The sequence below is a fragment of the Sphingobium indicum B90A genome (genome assembly GCF_000264945.2).
GTDB classification, from domain to species: domain Bacteria; phylum Pseudomonadota; class Alphaproteobacteria; order Sphingomonadales; family Sphingomonadaceae; genus Sphingobium; species Sphingobium indicum.
This window is the reverse complement of sequence record NZ_CP013070.1, coordinates 61178-78152: the sequence shown is the minus strand read 5'-3', so window position 1 is coordinate 78152 and position 16975 is coordinate 61178. Positions and strand designations below refer to the sequence as shown.

The 16975-nt window shown below is 67.5% G+C and carries 15 protein-coding genes; 7 read left to right on the top strand and 8 right to left on the bottom strand.

Translation table 11 applies throughout. The features are described 5' to 3' along the window. Positions 1-39 precede the first annotated feature (39 nt). On the bottom strand, positions 40-930 hold the full coding sequence (locus tag SIDU_RS00410) for a prephenate dehydratase (protein WP_007687525.1): 891 nt from the start codon (positions 928-930) through the stop codon (positions 40-42). 186 nt (positions 931-1116) lie between these two features. On the opposite strand from SIDU_RS00410, the gene SIDU_RS00405 reads away from it, so the two are divergent. Beyond that, complete coding sequence (locus tag SIDU_RS00405) at positions 1117-1740, top strand: c-type cytochrome (RefSeq protein ID WP_007687523.1); 624 nt, start codon at positions 1117-1119, stop codon at positions 1738-1740. A 97-nt stretch (positions 1741-1837) separates the two neighbouring features. Here the strand turns inward: SIDU_RS00405 and SIDU_RS00400 are convergent, their stop codons facing one another. Both SIDU_RS00400 and SIDU_RS00395 read right to left on the bottom strand, forming a co-directional pair. Beyond that, on the bottom strand, positions 1838-2641 hold the full coding sequence (locus SIDU_RS00400; protein ID WP_007687517.1) for a kinase: 804 nt from the start codon (positions 2639-2641) through the stop codon (positions 1838-1840). 1 nt (position 2642) lies between these two features. Beyond that, on the bottom strand, positions 2643-3959 hold the full coding sequence (locus tag SIDU_RS00395) for a hemolysin family protein (protein WP_007687516.1): 1317 nt from the start codon (positions 3957-3959) through the stop codon (positions 2643-2645). A 151-nt stretch (positions 3960-4110) separates the two neighbouring features. Between SIDU_RS00395 and SIDU_RS00390 the strand changes: the two genes are divergently transcribed. Beyond that, entirely contained in the window at positions 4111-4791 is a 681-nt protein-coding gene (locus SIDU_RS00390) for an OmpA family protein (protein ID WP_007687515.1), read from the top strand. A 41-nt stretch (positions 4792-4832) separates the two neighbouring features. On the opposite strand, the gene SIDU_RS00385 is transcribed toward SIDU_RS00390, so the two are convergent. From SIDU_RS00385 to SIDU_RS00370, 4 genes are read right to left on the bottom strand one after another with little or no spacing between them, the layout of a single operon-like run. Beyond that, positions 4833-6347: a Ppx/GppA family phosphatase gene (locus SIDU_RS00385; protein WP_007687514.1), complete on the bottom strand. Its 1515-nt coding sequence runs from the start codon at positions 6345-6347 to the stop codon at positions 4833-4835. Positions 6348-6352: 5 nt separating this feature from the next. Next, a complete protein-coding gene (locus tag SIDU_RS00380; RefSeq protein WP_007687513.1) occupies positions 6353-8491 on the bottom strand; it encodes an RNA degradosome polyphosphate kinase in 2139 nt (712 codons plus the stop codon). 26 nt (positions 8492-8517) lie between these two features. Beyond that, positions 8518-9144, bottom strand: a complete 627-nt coding sequence (locus tag SIDU_RS00375) for a P-loop NTPase family protein (RefSeq protein ID WP_007687512.1) — start codon at positions 9142-9144, stop codon at positions 8518-8520. Next, the gene (locus SIDU_RS00370) at positions 9141-10367 is read right to left on the bottom strand and encodes a translocation/assembly module TamB domain-containing protein (protein ID WP_007687511.1); all 1227 of its coding nucleotides are present in this window, start codon (positions 10365-10367) and stop codon (positions 9141-9143) included. The genes SIDU_RS00375 and SIDU_RS00370 overlap by 4 nt, the downstream gene beginning before the upstream one ends. 160 nt (positions 10368-10527) lie before the next feature. On the opposite strand from SIDU_RS00370, the gene purM reads away from it, so the two are divergent. From purM to nadB, 5 genes are all read left to right on the top strand, one after another. Beyond that, a complete protein-coding gene (gene purM / locus SIDU_RS00365; RefSeq protein WP_007687510.1) occupies positions 10528-11622 on the top strand; it encodes a phosphoribosylformylglycinamidine cyclo-ligase in 1095 nt (364 codons plus the stop codon). A 162-nt stretch (positions 11623-11784) separates the two neighbouring features. Further along, complete coding sequence (gene purN / locus SIDU_RS00360; protein ID WP_007687508.1) at positions 11785-12735, top strand: phosphoribosylglycinamide formyltransferase; 951 nt, start codon at positions 11785-11787, stop codon at positions 12733-12735. 133 nt (positions 12736-12868) lie between these two features. Beyond that, positions 12869-13810 (top strand): ABC transporter ATP-binding protein, encoded by a 942-nt coding sequence (locus tag SIDU_RS00355; RefSeq protein WP_007687506.1) that lies wholly within the window; start codon positions 12869-12871, stop codon positions 13808-13810. Further along, entirely contained in the window at positions 13807-14250 is a 444-nt protein-coding gene (locus tag SIDU_RS00350; protein ID WP_039980260.1) for an endonuclease domain-containing protein, read from the top strand. The genes SIDU_RS00355 and SIDU_RS00350 overlap by 4 nt, the downstream gene beginning before the upstream one ends. A 9-nt stretch (positions 14251-14259) precedes the next feature. After that, on the top strand, positions 14260-15864 hold the full coding sequence (nadB, locus tag SIDU_RS00345; protein ID WP_007687502.1) for an L-aspartate oxidase: 1605 nt from the start codon (positions 14260-14262) through the stop codon (positions 15862-15864). 130 nt (positions 15865-15994) lie between these two features. Here nadB and SIDU_RS00340 read toward each other — a convergent pair whose 3' ends face one another. Further along, positions 15995-16831, bottom strand: coding sequence for an alpha/beta fold hydrolase (locus tag SIDU_RS00340; RefSeq protein WP_007687497.1), 837 nt, complete (start codon positions 16829-16831; stop codon positions 15995-15997). Between the last annotated feature and the right edge of the window lie 144 nt (positions 16832-16975).

Genomic DNA, 16975 nt, shown 5'->3' with positions numbered 1-16975 from the left:
CCCGCCGTCACGCGCCGTTCAGGTGCGGGGACGCGGATTTTAAGTGCGGGGACGCGCCTGGCGATAGCTGCCGAGGATGCGCACCCATTTGGTGTGGAATTCCAGTTCCGCCAGCGCCCGGTCTATCGCGGGATCGCCCGGCATTCCCTCTATGTCGCAGTAGAATTCGGTCGCCGCGAAGCTGGCCCCGCGCTGGTAGCTTTCCAGCTTCGTCATGTTGACGCCGTTGGTGGCGAAGCCGCCCATCGCCTTGTAGAGGGCGGCCGGGATGTTCTTCACCTCGAACAGGAAGGTGGTCATCACCGGGCCGACGCCCGCGGCCGGCATCTTCGGCTCTCGCGAGAGCACCAGGAAGCGCGTCATATTGTCGTCGCTGTCCTCGATATTCTCCGCCACCAGCCGCAGGCCATAGAGTTCCGCCGCCAGATACGGGGCGATGGCCGCTTCGCCGGGAACCTTCGTTTCCGCGACCAGCGCCGCCGCGCCCGCCGTGTCGGCATAGCTGACCGGCTGGATGCCGCGCTCGCGCAGATAATGGCGGCACTGGCCCAGCGCCTGCGGGTGGCTGACCGCGCTCGTCACCGGCGCGGTGTCGGCGGCCATCAGGCAGTGCCGGATGCGCAGGAAATATTCGTCGACGATGTGCAGCCCGGATTCGGGCAGCAGGAAATGCATGTCGGCCACGCGGCCATGCAGGCTGTTCTCGATCGGGATGATCGCCCGCGCCGCGCGCCCTTCCCGCACGGCGTCTATCGCATCCTCGAACGCGAAGCAGGGCAGCGGCACGCAATCGGGCGCATAATCCAGCGCGGCCAGGTGCGAATTGGCGCCCGGCGCGCCCTGGAAGGCGACGGCGCGAGCGGGATCGACGGCGGCCTTCGCGGCGAGGTCCGCGACCAGGTCGCGGGCGGGGGCGGGATAGTTTTCCATGGGCGCCTGCGCGCTTATTCACTTCATCGCGCCCGCGCAAGCATCCTCTCCGGCCGCAAAGCCATGAAAAGCGTGCGCGATCCCGTTCAAGCCCGCTTGCGCGTTCGCGCTTGCGCCATTATGGCAGCGCGCTAGAGGGGACGCGACACTAGCGGCCAGAACAGAAATCCAGGGGAATTCGAGCGAATGGGCGATCGTTTCAACACCGCTGCCGGTTGGGCGTTGTTCGCGGGTATCATCGCGCTGGGCGGTGCCATCGTCAGTTCCAAATTCTTCCATGAGGAACGGCCCGAGAAAATGGGCTACGCCATCGAAGGCGTCGAAGCGGAAGGCGAAGGCGGAGCGGCCAGCGGCCCCGGCCTTAACACCCTGCTCGCCAGCGCGGACGTCGCGGCGGGCGAAAAGGTCTTCGCCAAGTGCGCGGCCTGCCACACCGTCAACCAGGGCGGCGCCAACGGCATCGGCCCCAACCTCTACGGCACGGTTGGCGAGCCGATCGGCCAGGGCAAGGGCGGCTTCGCCTTCTCCGACGCGCTCAAGAGCAAGGGCGGCAACTGGACGTTCGAGAATCTCGATCACTGGCTGACCAGCCCGCGTGAATTCGCGCCCGGCACCAAGATGACCTTCGCGGGCCTGGGCAACCCTGCCGACCGCGCCAATCTGATCGCCTGGCTGAACACCCAGGGTTCGAACCTGCCGCTGCCCGCCGCCGATGCGGCCCCGGCAGCCGGCGGCGACAATGCCGCTGCCGAGGGCGGCAATGCCTCCGCCAACGCGGCAGAGGCGCCCGCCGCCAACGCCGCCGAATAAGGACTGACGGCGCGGTCCCTGCCGGCCGCGCCCTCCTCCATCCCGTCGCCTGGATCGGGTCCGGCGCGACGGGCATGCACTGCCCGGAAACAGCCCGTCAGCCGCCGCGAATCGCGACCGCCCGGCGCATCTCGTCCAGCGCGATCGTCAGTTCGGCCCGGCCCGGCATCTCCGTCAGGATATGCCGGGTCAGCCTCTCATAATGCTGGATGAAGCGCGCCACCCCGGCATCCGACATGCCGCCTCCCCTTTCCTTGCGCAGTTCATGCTCCTGCTGCGTCCGCCAGCGCCGGACGATCCCGAAGCCGGGCGCGGCCAGCAGCACCAGCCGGTCCAGCCGCCCGAACAGCGGCCGATAATCCTCCGCCAGCGCGCGATTCACGAAAGCGCGCCAGACGCCGTCCGCATCCTCCTCCCGCTCCAGCGCATTGACCGGCTCCGCCAGCGCCGCCGGCGCCTGCGGCAGCGCCCCGACGCACCAGCCCTCCAGCAGCAGCAGCCGCGTCCCCGCAGCCGCCCTTTCCCAGCGCGCCTCCGGCAAGCGGTCGTCGGACGCCTTGTCGAAGCGCGGCAGCAAGGCCGCCTCTCCCCGTTCCAGCGCGTCGATCACCCGCAGCCCCAGCGCCACGTCATGCGTCCCCGGCACGCCGCGGGTGCGCAGCAGCGGATGGATCGACCGCGCCATCGCCTCCCGCTCCGCCCGCGTCAGATACAGATCGTCGATGGAAAGGACAGCGACGGGAACCCCGCCGCTTTCCAGCCTTTGCCGCAATCCCGCCGCCAGCGTCGACTTGCCGCTGCCCTGCGCCCCGCACAGCCCGATCGCCAGCAGCCGATCGCCCGACCCCGCCAGCGCCCGCCGCGCCAATCCCTCCACCGCGTCCAGCGCAGCGCCGTCCATGCTATCGTTCCGCGATCAGCAGCTTGTCGATCTTGCGTCCGTCCATGTCCACGATCTCGAACCGCCAGCCCTGATCGTCGATGAAATCGCCCACCTCCGGCAAGCGCTTGAGCAGCCACAGCGCATGGCCGGCGACCGTCGCATAGTCGCGATCCTCCGGCAGGTCGATGCCGATCCGGTCCGCCAGCAGGTCGACCGGCATCTGCCCCGACACCAGCAGGCTGCCATCCTCCCGCTCGACCAGTTCAGGCTCGTCCGCGCTGTCCAGGTCGGACACGAAATGGCCGGCAATGGCCGACAGCAGGTCGGCGGGCGTCGCGATCCCTTCGAAATGCCCATATTCGTCATGCACCATGACCATCGGCACCTCGGCCCGGCGCAGCACCTCCAGCGCGTCCATGGCGTCGACCTGGTCGGGCACCACCTCCACCTTGCGCATCAGGGTTTCGAGGTTCAGCCCCTCGCCCCGGAACAGCGCCGTCATGATGTCGCGCGCCTGCACGACGCCTATGATGTCCTCCACCGTGCCCCGGCCCACCGGCAGGCGGGTGTGCGGCGTGTCGAGCAGCTTGGCGCGAATCGCATCCTCATCGGCGTGGATGTCGATCCAGTCCACGTCCATGCGCTGGGTCATCACCTCGCGCACCGGCCGGTCGACCAGCCGCACCACGCCGGAGATGATGGCCCGCTCGCTCTCCTCGATCACGCCGGACCTGCTGGCTTCGGCGACGATCAGGTGCAGTTCCTCCGCCGTCACATGCTGTTCCGATTCGCGGGTCATTCCCAGCAGGCGGAAGATGAGGGCGCTGGACCCGTCCAGCAGCCAGACGATGGGCGCGGTCAGCTTCGCCAGCCACAGCATCGGCCCGGCGACCAGCACCGCGATCGGTTCCGGAGCGCGCAGGGCGAACTGCTTGGGCACCAGTTCGCCGACGATCAGCGAGGCATAGGTGGTAAGGCCGATCACCAGCGCGAAACCGGCATTTTGCGCGGCGTTGGGCGACAGGCCCAGCATCTGCAATCGTTCGCCGGTCGGCCCGCCCAGGCTGGCCCCGGAATAGGCGCCCGCGACGATGCCGATCAGGGTGATGCCGATCTGCACGGTGGAAAGGAACTTGCCGGGATCGCTCGCCGCCGCCAGCGCGGAGCGCGCCCCGCGCCGCCCGGCCTTCTCCATCGCCTGAAGGCGCGGCCTGCGGGCGGAGACGATGGCCAGTTCCGACATGGCGAACAGGCCGTTCAGCGCGACCAGCGCCAGGATGATGACGAGGTCGACCCAGGGAAAGGGCGTCGGAGCGTGCGGGGGGATATTGGCCATGGCGGTCGGCGGCCACCTATAGCCTTGATTCTGTCAATTTCACAACCGTCGCATCATGTGCAGTTCAGTTCGCTTGTGGAACAAAGGCCCCGTCTCAACCATTGGGGGTGCATCCGATCCGTTCGGGCGCACGAGAAAGGGAAACATATCCATGCGGAATTTTCATCGCATCGTCGGCGCGACCGGCCTGGCCGCCATGCTGGCGACCACGGCCTGCACCACCGATCCCAACACCGGCAACCGCACCATTTCGAAGGCCGCGATCGGCGGCATCGGCGGCGCGCTGGGCGGCTATCTGCTGGGCGACCTGGTCGGCGGCCGGCATGACCGCACCGAAAAGATATTGGGCGCGGGCATCGGCGCGGTCGCGGGCGCGGGCATCGGCGCCTATATGGACGCGCAGGAACGCAAATTGCGGGAGGAAACCGCCGGCAGCGGCGTGGACGTGATCCGCGACGGCGACAATCTGGTGCTGCGCATGCCGTCGGGCATCACCTTCGCCACCGACAGTTCCGCCGTGCAGCCGCAATTCCAGCCGACGCTGAACGACGTCGCTTCGGTGCTGGCGCAATATCCCAAGACCTATATCGACGTGTACGGCCACACCGACAGCGACGGCACCGACACCTATAACCAGGCGCTGTCGGAACGGCGCGCCCAGGCGGTGGGCGATTATCTGACGACCCACGGCGTCCAGTCGGCGCGCATCGCCACCCGCGGCTTCGGCGAGACCCAGCCGATCGCATCCAACGCCACGGCGGAGGGCAAGGCGTCCAACCGCCGCGTCGAAATCAAGATCGCTCCCGTGACGGAGCAGGACGTCCGGAGCTGAGGCGCCAGCAGCCGATGCCCCGTTTCAGCCGGGGCATCGGCCTACCAGGCCAGCCGGTGCTTCACGCCCATGGCCTGGGCCAATTGCCGCTGCCGCCGCTCGACCGCTTCCCCGAAAAGGTCGGCGTCCACGCTCCGCAACCGCAGTTCGAGCACATTGCCCTCCATCCCCAGCCGGGACGCCAGCAAAGGCCCCTCCACCCCGCCGGACAGCCTTTGCCCCAGCCTGATCGCCAGACCCCATAGGGTCGCGCGGCGCAGCGCTTCGGGCGGGGCGAGCCGTTCGATGCCGGGCGGGGTGGACAGGCCGCCGCCGAAATTGCTGTGCAGCGCCTGCGCCAGCATGGCGCGCTCTGCGGCGTTGATGCCCACCCAATTGCTGTGCAGCGCGATCTCCACGCCCCGTTCGGACCGGAAATCGGGATTGGCGCGCCAACCGACATCGGCCAGCAGACAGGCGGCGCGGCGGATGCGCCGCCAGGCGTCGCCGTCATCCAGGAACAGCGGCGCGATCCAGCGTTCGATCATGTCGCCATGGCCGGTGAAGCGGGCCTGCGCCTCCCCCTCCGCCTCCGCCGCGACCAGCAGCGGGTCGTGCGCCCGGATGTCCGGCGGCAGGTCGCCGAACAGCAGGCCTTCGCGCAGGCCATAGGCCGAAACCACCAGCCTGCTCGACTTCAACTGGCGGACGATCACCGACAGCAGCGCCGCCGCGTCCGGCAGGGTGGGCACGCGCGATCCGGTGATCTGGGGAATATCCTTGAACCGCGCCTTGCCGACATGGGACACGATGCGCGTCAACTGTTCGGCGCGGGTGGCGGGCATTTCATATTGGTGGACGACCGGCAGCGGGAACCGGGTCAGTTCCATGTCGAACCGGGCCAATGCGCGCCACGACCCGCCGACCAGGTAGAAGGGCAAGTCCGCAGGCGCGTCCCAGCCCGCCTTCGCCAGCATCTTCCGCACCATCCGTTCCAGCACCGCCGGACCCTTGGCGCGGATCTGCGGCAGGCGCAGCACGCCCAGCGGCAGCGATATCGTCTCATGCACCGCGCCGTCGCGGATGCGGGCCAGTTCCAGGCTGCCGCCGCCCAGGTCGCCGACGATGCCGTCCGCGCCGGGAATGCCCGACAGCACGCCATGGGCCGCCGCAACCGCTTCCTGCCCGCCGGTCAGCAGTTCGACCTCCAGCCCCATCTCCCTGGCGCGGCGGATGAATTCGTCGCCATTTTCCGCGTCGCGGACGGCGGCGGTGGCGACGCAGCGCACCTCCTGCACCTCCATCTCCCGGCAGAGATGGGCGAATCGGCCGGCGGCGCGCAGGCCGCGCTCCATCGCCTCCGGCTCGATCCGGCCGGTCCTGCCCAGCGACGCGCCCAGCCCGGCCATCACCTTTTCGTTGAAGAGGATGAAGGGAATGCGGCGCGGCCCGTCATAGACGACCAGGCGCACGCTGTTGGAGCCGATGTCGATGATCGCCGTGCGCGCCTTCGCCTGTTGGGGCGAGGTCGCCATGCCCGGCGCGATCGCCCGGACCTGGCTCAGCATGGAATTCATGCGCGTCAGGCCCGCCCGCGCAGGCGCAGCGTCGGCACCGCCACGCTGTCCAGCGACGCGCCGCGGCCCGAAAGCGACGGGTTGGTCATGAAATAGCGGTGCAGGTTGAAGGGGCGGTCGGTCGCCTCCACCCGGCTGTAATGGCCCTCGCTGTCCAGCACCCAGCTTTGTTCGGTGTCGATCAGGTTGGCGACCATCACCTGGTCCAGTATCTGGTCGTGCACAGTGGGGTTTTCGACCGGGGCCAGGAACTCGACGCGCCGGTCGAAATTGCGCGGCATCCAGTCGGCCGAACTGATATAGACTTTCGCGCCGTTGTTGGGCAGCGCCTTGCCATTGCCGAACACGGTGATGCGGCTATGTTCCAGGAAGCGGCCGACGACCGACTTCACCCGGATATTGTCCGACATGCCCGGCACGCCCGGCCGCAGGCAGCATATGCCGCGCACGATGAGGTCGATCTGAACCCCCGCATTGCTGGCCGCATAGAGTTTTTCGATGATCGCCGGATCGACCAGCGAATTCATCTTCGCCCAGATGGTGCCCGGCCGCCCGGCGCGGACATGCTCGATCTCCGCATCGATCAGATTGCACAGCCGGTCGCGCAGGTCGCGGGGCGACATGACCAGCTTTTCCAGCCGCTGCGGCTCGACATAGCCGGTGATGTAGTTGAACAGCGCCGCCGCGTCGCGGCCATAGGCGGGGTCGGCGGTGAAGAAGCTGAGGTCGGTATAGATGCGCGCCGTCACCGGATGATAGTTGCCGGTGCCGAAATGGCAGTAGGTGCGGAACTGCTCCCCCTCCCGCCGGACGACCATCGACACCTTGGCATGGGTCTTCCAGTCGATGAAGCCGTAGACCACCTGCACGCCCGCGCGTTCCAGCGCGTCGGCCCACATCAGGTTCTGCTCCTCGTCGAAGCGGGCCTTGAGTTCGACCACGGCGGTCACGGACTTGCCCGCCTCCGCCGCGTCGATCAGGGCGCGGATGATCGCGGACTGCTTGCCGGCGCGGTAGAGCGTCTGCTTGATCGCGACGACATCGGGGTCGCTGGCCGCCTGCTTCAGGAAGGAGACCACCACGTCGAACGCCTCATAGGGATGGTGGACGACGATGTCCTTCGCCCGGATCGCGGCGAAGCAATCGCCGCCATATTCGCGGATGCGTTCGGGGAAGCGGGGGGCATAGGGTTCGAACTTGAGGTCGGGCCGATCCTCCTCGACGATGCCGCTGAGGTCGCCGATGCCGACGAAGCCCTCCACCTCCGCGATGATCGCCTCATGGCCCTGGAGCATGTCCTGGAGCATCTCCTCGACGGGTTCGGGGATGCGCTCCTCTATCTCCATGCGGATCACGCGGCCCCGGCGCCGGCGCTTGATGGCGCTGCGGAAATAGCGGACGAGATCCTCCGCCTCTTCCTCTATTTCGATGTCGCTGTCGCGGATGATGCGGAACACGCCGCTGTTGCGGACGCGGTAGCCGGGGAAGAGATCGGCGGAGAAGCGCCGGATCACCGCCTCCAGCGCCATGTAGCGCGCTATGTCGCCCGGCATGCGCACGAAGCGGGCGAGCGAGGAGGGGATCATCACCAGTTCGCGGATCGATTCCTTGTCCGACAGCCGTTCCAGGTCGAAGACGATGGACAGGCCCTGATTGGGGATGAAGGGGAAGGGATGCGCCGGGTCCAGCGCCTGGGGCGTCAGGATGGGGAAGATCTGGGTCAGGAAATGGTCGCGCAGCCAGTTTTCGCAGCTTGCGTCCAGCGGGGTCGAAGGGCCGATCACCTCTATCCCCACCCGCCCCAGTTCGCCGTGCAGCGCGCCCCACACCTTCTGCTGCGCGCCCATCAGCCGGGCCGTCTCCTCCGTGATGGCGGCAAGCTGCTGCGCGGGGGTCAGCCCGTCGGCGGAGCGCATGTCGACATCCTGCAACTGCTGCCCCTTCAGGCCCGCCACGCGGACGGAGAAGAATTCGTCCAGATTGGCGCCGGAGATGGACAGGAAGCGCAGCCGTTCCAGCAGCGGATGGGCGCGGTTCATCGCCTCCTCCAGCACGCGCTGGTTGAACGCCAGCCAGGACAGTTCCCGGTTGAAATAGCGATCGCCGGGCAGCGTCAGGCTGGCGGAGGGGTCGGCTTCGGCCACATGTCTCTCATCGTTTCAGAACCGGGTCAGTCCGGGACTATAGGCAAAAATCCCGCGCCTTGCAGGACATGTTTCGCCATAGCGGTAGAAATCTTGCGTCCTGATGACAATGCAGCCTCGTCCAGCAGGCGCGTCGCCGCCGCGATGGCGGCATAGCTGCGTTCGATGCGGCGCAGCAGCCATTCGGGCAGGTCGGCGGCATAGCTGGCCCCCGCCGAGGACAGGGAACGTTCGATCAGGGCGCGGGCCAGCGCCTCGTCCGGTTCCTCCAGCGCGACGTGCGGCGCGGCGGCCAGGCGGGAACGCAGGTCGGGCAAGGCCACCTGCCAGATCGCGGGCGGCGCGTCGGCGATCAGCAGCAGGGGGCGCTGCGCCGTCTGCGCGTCGTTCCAGGCATTGAACAGGGTCCGCTCGTCCTGCCGCTGCGCATCGTCGATCACCGCGCCGCCGCTCTGCGCGGCGAAATGGCGGCCCAGCGTCGAACGGCCGGACAAGGGCGGGCCGCTCAGCACGCTGACCGCCAGCGGCCAGCCGCGCCAGTTCTCCAGATGGCGGACGGCGATGCGGTTGGCTTCGCTGACCAGGAATTCGTCGGCCTTCGCCTGAGAGCCTGCGTGTATTGGCCGGTCGAACGGCAGGCTGATCTGTCTCATTGCGCCGGGGCGGTTCCGGCGGCGGCGCGGCGGATGCGCAGCGTGTTGCCGGACACCGCCACGCCATAGCCCCTGGCCGTCAGCGCGGCGCGCAGCGCGTCGACCGTGCCGTCGAAGCTGACCTGCATGACCGACGTGCCGCCCAGCGCCAGGCTGCTGGTCGCGGCGGAGCGGACGCCGGGGATGGAGCGCAGCGCCGCCTCCCCCTGCGCCACCGATCCAACGTCGGGCGTGTCGAACTGGATCGCGAAGCTGCCGGTCGCGGCGGCGGGCGTCGGCGCGTCCAGCATCTCCACGGGCAGGTCGGCGGCGTTTTCGATGGCCAGCGCGTCGGGATCGACCGGCTCCTCGATGATCAGCGACGGATCGGGGCGCAGGCGGCCGTCGTTCAGCGCCTGGGTGTAGAGCTGGTCGATCCGCTGCGCCGCCTGATCCATCATCTGCGGGATCGCGCTGTCGCTGGAGGCGCGCAGGGAAAAGCTGCCGATCAGGAAATTGTCGGGGCCATAGCGGGCGGTGAAGGTGCCGGTCACGGGGCCGCCGGGATATTGGCGGTCGAGCCGGGCGATGGGGATCACCACGTCCGCCGCGCCATATTGGTCGAGCAGCACGCGCCACCACAGCCGCCCGCGCCGTCCGGTCTGTCCGGCGTTCAGCAGGATCGGATCGGCGATCGACCCGGCCACGCGCACATAGTCGATGGCGCTGTCCCCGGTGCGGAAGCGCGCCCAGGCCTTCTGCCACTCATTGATCCGTTCATAGGACACGGCCGAACCGCCGTCCCACAGCACCGGGATCACCAGCAGCGGCGGCGAATGCACGACATTGCTGCCGGTGACGCCCAGCACCTGCCCGGTGCGCGCCCGGTCGAACATGACGCCCAGCGTCGCGACATAGCGGTTGGGACCGGCCTGCTCATATTCGATCTCTATGCCGGAGATCATGCCTTCAAGCTGCGAATCGGACAGGCCCGGCGCGCCGGTTCCGCCATGGGTGCGAGTCCAGAGCATCTGCCACGCCCGCCGCTGCGCCAGCCGCCAGCCCGCCTGCCGGGCGCTGAACGCATCCCTGGCGAAGACGTCGACCTTCACATGGCTGACCTGAAAATCGCCGCCGCTGGCGATGGGCGGAACGCCGCGTTCCCCCTCCATCTGCGCGAACAGGGCCGCCGCCGCGAGGCCGAGCGCGACGGCGCCCAGAATCTGGAGCGGTCGCGACAGCATCCGCATTGGGGCGCGAATCAGGTTCAGAGGCCGAAATCGAAGGCCGCGAAGGACAATGGGCAGGCTCACGCGCGTCCTTTTGGCGGGATTTGCCTGCCCTGCCAAGCGGCAACCCATTTCCCGTTCCGTTTTCCTGTACATTGCTCTAGTGGCGCTCAGCATGAGCGACACCGAATCCTACAGCTACGCCAAGGCTGGCGTCGACATCGCCGCGGGCAATGCGCTGGTCCGCGCCATCGCCCCGCTGGCCAAGGCCACCCGACGCCCCGGCGCCGACGCGGAACTGGGCGGCTTTGGCGGTTTCTTCGACCTGAAGGCGGCCGGTTACGACGATCCGCTGCTGGTCGCGGCCAATGACGGCGTGGGCACCAAGCTGAAGCTGGCCATCGATCATGACGCCCATGACGGCGTGGGCATCGACCTGGTCGCCATGTGCGCCAACGACCTGATCGTGCAGGGGGCCGAGCCGCTCTTTTTCCTGGACTATTACGCCACCGGCAAGCTGGAGAGCGGCGTCGCCGAACGGGTGATCGCGGGCATCGCCGAAGGGTGCAGGCAGGCGGGTTGCGCGCTGATCGGCGGCGAGACCGCCGAGATGCCGGGCATGTATGGGCCGGGCGACTATGATCTGGCCGGTTTCTGCGTGGGCGCGGTGGAGCGGTCCCAGGCGCTGACCGGCAACCGGGTGAAAGCGGGCGACGTGCTGCTGGGCCTTGCTTCATCGGGCGTGCACAGCAACGGTTTTTCGCTGGTGCGCCGCCTGGCCGCCGACAAGGGCTGGAAGCTCAACCGTCCGGCGATCTTCGACAATGAAGTGCTGCTGATCGACGCGCTGATGGCGCCGACGCGGATTTACGTGAAGTCGCTGCTGCCGCTGGTGCGGGCGGGGAAGATCCATGCGCTGGCCCATATCACCGGCGGCGGCCTGCTGGAGAATATTCCGCGCGTGCTGCCCGAAGGAACCCATGCGGTGGTCGATGCCGATGGCTGGGAACAGCCGCGCCTGATGGCCTTCCTGCAGGCGCAGGGGAATATCGAGCCGGAAGAGATGGCGCGCACCTTCAACTGCGGCGTCGGCATGGTGCTGGCGGTGGATGCGGATGGCGCGGACGCCGTGGCGGCTGAACTGGAAGCGGCGGGCGAGACGGTGGTTCGCGTCGGCACCGTGGAAGCGGGCGAGAAGGGCTGCACGGTCAAGGGATCGCAGGAAACATGGAGCGCCAAGGCGGACTGGACCGCGACGCATCTGGGGTAAATTTCCCCCGTTCGTGCTGAGTAGGGACTGAGCGAAGTCGAAGGCCCGTATCGAAGCATGGCTCTGGGCGCAAAACATCCTTCGATACGCCGCTTCGACAAGCCTGTCCTGAGCCTGTCGAAGGGCTCAGCGGCTACTCAGGACGAACGGAGGTCGCAAGAAATGACCAAAGCCAAAGTCGGCGTTCTGATTTCCGGGCGCGGTTCGAACATGGCGGCCTTGCTTTATGCCGCCAAACATCCGTCCTGCCCCTATGAGATCGTGCTGGTCGCGGCCAACGATCCCGAAGCGCCCGGCCTGGCGCTGGCGGCCGCCGAGGGCGTCGCCACCTTCGGGCAGAGCCACAAGGGGATGAAGCGCGCCGAGTTCGACGCCGTCATCGACGCGGAACTGCGCAAGGCGGGGGCGGAATATGTGGCGCTGGCGGGCTATATGCGCCTGCTCTCGCCGGAGTTCGTCGCGGGGTGGGAGGGGCGGATGCTCAATATCCATCCCAGCCTGCTGCCCAAATATAAGGGTCTGGACACCCACCAGAAGGCGCTGGACGCGGGCGATACCCATGCGGGCTGCTCCGTCCATATCGTCACCGCCGAACTGGACGACGGGCCGGTGCTGGGCCAGACCGAAGTCGCGATCCTGCCCGGCGACACCGCCGAGAGCCTGGCGGCGCGCATCCTGATCGCCGAGCATCAGCTTTATTCCCGCACGCTGGCCGATTTCGTGACTCGCGAGCGGCAGCCCGAATGGCTGCTGAACAAGGTGCGGGAGCGCGCCCTGGCCCTGCCGCAGGCGGATGAGGTGACGTCGCACGGCATGCCCTGCTTCGGGATCGAGAAGGGCAAGAAATTCGCCTATTTCACGCAGGACCGTCATGGCGACGGCGTGATCGCCATCCTCGTCAAGACCACCGCGCCCGAGGAGCAGGCGATGCTGATCGAAAGCGATCCGGCGCGCTATTACCGGCCCGCCTATTTCGGGGACGGCTGGGTGGGCATCCGGCTCGACCTGGGGGATACGGACTGGGACCAGATCGGCGAGCGGCTGCATCGTAGCTGGCGGGAGGTGGCGCCGAGGAAGCTCACCGCCCTGCTGGACGCCGCCGACGAATTTTAGAGGACGCCTTGGCTTTACAGCCTGCCGTGCTCCTGCGAAGGCAGGAGCCCAGTTCCGATGTTTGATCTAGGCTCCTGCCTTCGCAGGAGCACGCAGCTTTGATTTTCTGCTGTTTCGCACCAGATAGGCAGCCATGACCGACACTTTCCCCTCCCCCGCCCCGCAAGCCGCCATCGAGATCACAAACCTTTCCAAGGTCTATAAGGGCGGCAAGCGCGCGCTCGACAATATCAGCCTCTCGATCCCGCGAGGGCAGATTTACGGCCTGCTGGGGCCGAACGGCGCGGGGAAATCAACCACGATCAACATTCTCGCAGGGCTGGTCAACAAGACCGGCGGCAGCGCCAGGATATGGGGCTTCGACATCGACCAGAATCCCCGCAACGCCAAGAACAGCATCGGCATCGTGCCGCAGGAGATCGTCTTCGATCCCTTCTTCACGCCGTTCGAGACGCTGGAGAATCAGGCGGGCTATTATGGCGTGCCCAAGGACCGCCGCCGGTCGATGGAATTGCTGCGCGCCGTGCATCTGGAGGACAAGGCGGACGCCTATGCCCGCACCCTGTCGGGGGGCATGAAGCGCCGGTTGCTGGTGGCGAAGGCGATGGTGCATTCGCCGCCGATCCTGGTGCTGGACGAACCGACCGCCGGCGTCGACGTGCAGCTTCGGCAACAGCTCTGGGCCTATGTGCGGGAATTGAACCGGCAGGGCGTGACCATCGTGCTGACGACCCACTATCTGGAGGAAGCCGAGGAGCTGTGCGACCGCATCGGCATCATCAACCATGGCAAGGTGATCACCGACAAGCCGACCCGCGAACTGATCGCCATGGCGCAGGAGAAGGTGGTGCAGGTGACGGTGGACCGCGACATCGCGACGCCGCCCGCCGACCCCTGTTTCGAGAAGGTCGAACTGTCGGACGAGCGCACGCTGACCATCACCTATATGAAGAACCGCGCCAATGCCGGGCAGGTGCTGAGCGCCGTGCAGGCGAGCGGGCTTTCCATCGTCGACGTGGTGACGCGCGATCCGGACCTGGAGGATGTGTTCCTGAACCTGACCGCGGCGGCGTGAGGGAGAGCGATGCCTCTCCCCCTCCCGCAGGCGGGAGGGGGTTAGGGGGTGGGCAGGCGCGACCCTTCAGAAGCAGGAATACGCCTCGCGCAAAATCCCTGAGGAACGAGGCCTCTCCGCCTGAGCGGTTCCTTTGGCAGCGCCTGCGCAACCGCCAACTCAATGGCCATAAATTCAGCCGCCAGATGCCGCTCGGTCCCTATTTCTGCGACTTCCTCTGTCGCGAAGCGAAGCTCATCATCGAACTGGACGGCTCCACCCACGACGACAGTGCGGAATATGACGCCCGCCGCGACGCCTGCTGTCGCGAACTGGGCTTTACCGTCTTGCGCTTTCAGAATGCGGAAGTGATAGGGAATATCGAAGGCGTGCTGTCGCATATCATGGCAGCCCTCGTGCAAGCCCACCCCCAACCCCTCCCGCCCGCGGGAGGGGAGTAAGAAGACCCTATGCCCATCACCACCTATGACGTCGTCATCATCGGTTCCGGCGCGGCGGGGCTGACGGCCGCCATCAACCTGGCGCAGGACCGCAAGGTCGTGGTGCTGGCCAAGGGGGCGCTGGACGGCGGGTCCACCAACTGGGCGCAGGGGGGGATCGCCGCCGTGCTCGACGCCGGGGACAGTTTCGAGGCGCATATCGAGGATACGATGGTCGCCGGCGCGGGGTTGAACGACCGCAGCACCGTCGAATTCGTCGTTTCCGAAGCCCCCGCCGCCATCGAGCGGCTGGCGGAACTGGGCGTGCCCTTTAACGGGGGCGAGGAATTCGGGGAGCGCTGGCACCTGACCCGCGAAGGCGGCCACAGCCACCGGCGCATCGTCCATGTCGACGACGCCACCGGCCATGCCGTGCAGGTCGCCCTGTTGAAGGCGGCCCGCGCCAATCCCAACATCACCCTGCTGGAGGACCGGGTCGCCGTCGATCTGATCACCAGCCGCCATGGGGAGCGCTATTCGGGCGACGGCCATGTCTGGGGCGTCTACGCCTTCAACAAGCAGAGCGGGCATGTCGACGCCATTTTGGGCCGCGCGACCATCCTCTGCACCGGGGGCGCGGGGCGGACCTATCTCTTCTCCACCGCGCCCAGGGGCGCGACCGGGGACGGCATCGCCATGGCCTGGCGCGCGGGATGCCGCGTCTCCAACATGGAGATGAACCAGTTTCACCCGACCTGCCTCTACAATCTGGAGGTCAAGAATTTCCTGATCACCGAGGCCGTGCGCGGCGAGGGCGGGCATCTGAAGCTGCCCCCCGGCGTGCCCGGCGGCGGGGAGCGGTTCATGCCCCGCTTCGACAAGCGCGCCGAACTGGCGCCCCGCGACGTGGTGGCCCGCGCCATCGACCATGAGATCAAGCGGCTGGGCCTGGACTATGTCCATCTGGACATCAGCCACAAGCCGCCGGAATTCGTGCGCACCCATTTTCCGACCATCTATGCGCGCCTGCTGGACCTGGACATCGACATCACGAAGGAGCCGATCCCGGTCGTCCCGGCGCAGCATTATACCTGCGGCGGGGTGGTGATCGATCTGGACGGGCGCACCGACCTGCCGGGCCTCTATGCGGCGGGGGAAGTGACCGAGAGCGGGCTGCACGGGGCCAACCGCCTCGCGTCCAATTCGCTGCTGGAATGTTTCGTCTTCGGGGAGGCCGCCGCCCGGCATATCCGCGCCCATTGGGATGAACTGCCCGCGCCCCCGCCGGTCCGCCCGTGGGACGAAAGCCGCGTCACCAATTCCGACGAAGAGGTCATCGTCCAGCATAATTGGAAGGAAATCCGCCGCTTCATGTGGGACTATGTCGGCATCGTCCGCACCACCAAGCGGCTGGAGCGCGCCCAGCACCGCATCGACCTGCTGGCGAAGGAAGTGGACGAATATTACGGCCATTTCCGCGTGACGCCCGACCTGATCGAATTGCGCAACCTGCTGGAGGTGGCGCGGCTGGTCGTGCGTTCGGCGTTGCATCGCAAGGAGAGCCGGGGGCTCCACTATACGCTCGACTATCCGAACATGCTGCCGCAGGCGGTGGATACCGTGCTGGCGCCTTAGGCTGTATCAACCTAATGCACGAAAAAAGGTGGCGCAGCGGTCCATCGCGCTGCGCCATGAGGAAGAGGAGTGACGCTGCAAGCGCCGCGCCCCTTATGCGCCGGCCATGCCTCCCCCGCTTTGATCGGCGTCAAACCGTCTTCAGAAAATCGCCCAGCACCGCGTTGAAGCGCGCAGGCTGGTCCGCCATGACGACATGGCCGCTGGGACCGATGGGCACCAGCCGAACGCCGCGCTTGGCGGCATAGGCCGTGCGGAAGGTGCGGCCGATCTCGCCCGCCTGCTTCGCGTCGCCGCCCACGGCATAGACCACCTCCATCGGCGCGGTCAGCCGCGCCAGTTGCGGGCCAAGGTCGACGTTGGCGAGGTCGCGCAGCGCATTGGCGATCACGTCCGGATCGCTGCCCCTGGCCCCCGGCATTTCCGCCAGCATCTGCGCCAGATAGGCGCGTCCCGCCTTTGTCCCCGTGAAATATTGGCCTAGCTGGTCGGCCAGGAAGCCCAGCCCCTGCGCCGTGCCGCCGACCATCGCCGCCCCTTCGGGCAGCATGTCGACCACCATCAGCCGCCCGGCCAGCCCCTTCAAACCCAGCATCATCGCCAGCGTGCCGCCCATGCTGTGGCCGACGATGGCGGGCCGGTCCAGCCCCGCCGCCGCGATATAGCGGGCGATCTCGTCCGCCAGCGGCTGGACCAGCGGGCCGCTGGCGTTGGCGTCGGCGGGCAGGCCCGCGAAACCCCGCACATGGACCAGATGCCAGCGATAGCCGGGCAGCGCGCCGACCACTCCGTTCCACAGCCCCGGCCCGCTCGCCAGCCCGGCGATCAGCACGACGTCGCGCCCGGCCCCCCGCACCGTCACCGCGATCCGGCGGGAGACGAAGGGCGCCGCCCAGGCCTTCGCGGGCAGCATGCCGCCAGCGATCAGCGCCGCCGCGCCCCGCATCATGGTTCGCCGGTTCATCATGGACGCTTTCTTGCAGGCCTTCGCCTGAACCTCAACTGAGTTAAGGCATGTCCCGTTCAGCCTCCTTACATCGCATTTGTGGAATCGTTCGTCGCATGATTCTTGTCACCCGTCGCGGGTCTGAACCCTAATGGACAAGGAGAG

Coding starts and splice junctions, on each gene's coding strand:
- SIDU_RS00410 (WP_007687525.1), bottom strand. CDS start 930: ATGGAAAACTATCCCGCCCCCGCCCGCGACCTGGTCGCGGACCTCGCC.
- SIDU_RS00405 (WP_007687523.1), top strand. CDS start 1,117: ATGGGCGATCGTTTCAACACCGCTGCCGGTTGGGCGTTGTTCGCGGGT.
- SIDU_RS00400 (WP_007687517.1), bottom strand. CDS start 2,641: ATGGACGGCGCTGCGCTGGACGCGGTGGAGGGATTGGCGCGGCGGGCG.
- SIDU_RS00395 (WP_007687516.1), bottom strand. CDS start 3,959: ATGGCCAATATCCCCCCGCACGCTCCGACGCCCTTTCCCTGGGTCGAC.
- SIDU_RS00390 (WP_007687515.1), top strand. CDS start 4,111: ATGCGGAATTTTCATCGCATCGTCGGCGCGACCGGCCTGGCCGCCATG.
- SIDU_RS00385 (WP_007687514.1), bottom strand. CDS start 6,347: ATGAATTCCATGCTGAGCCAGGTCCGGGCGATCGCGCCGGGCATGGCG.
- SIDU_RS00375 (WP_007687512.1), bottom strand. CDS start 9,144: ATGAGACAGATCAGCCTGCCGTTCGACCGGCCAATACACGCAGGCTCT.
- SIDU_RS00370 (WP_007687511.1), bottom strand. CDS start 10,367: ATGCTGTCGCGACCGCTCCAGATTCTGGGCGCCGTCGCGCTCGGCCTC.
- purM (WP_007687510.1), top strand. CDS start 10,528: ATGAGCGACACCGAATCCTACAGCTACGCCAAGGCTGGCGTCGACATC.
- purN (WP_007687508.1), top strand. CDS start 11,785: ATGACCAAAGCCAAAGTCGGCGTTCTGATTTCCGGGCGCGGTTCGAAC.
- SIDU_RS00355 (WP_007687506.1), top strand. CDS start 12,869: ATGACCGACACTTTCCCCTCCCCCGCCCCGCAAGCCGCCATCGAGATC.
- nadB (WP_007687502.1), top strand. CDS start 14,260: ATGCCCATCACCACCTATGACGTCGTCATCATCGGTTCCGGCGCGGCG.
- SIDU_RS00340 (WP_007687497.1), bottom strand. CDS start 16,831: ATGATGAACCGGCGAACCATGATGCGGGGCGCGGCGGCGCTGATCGCT.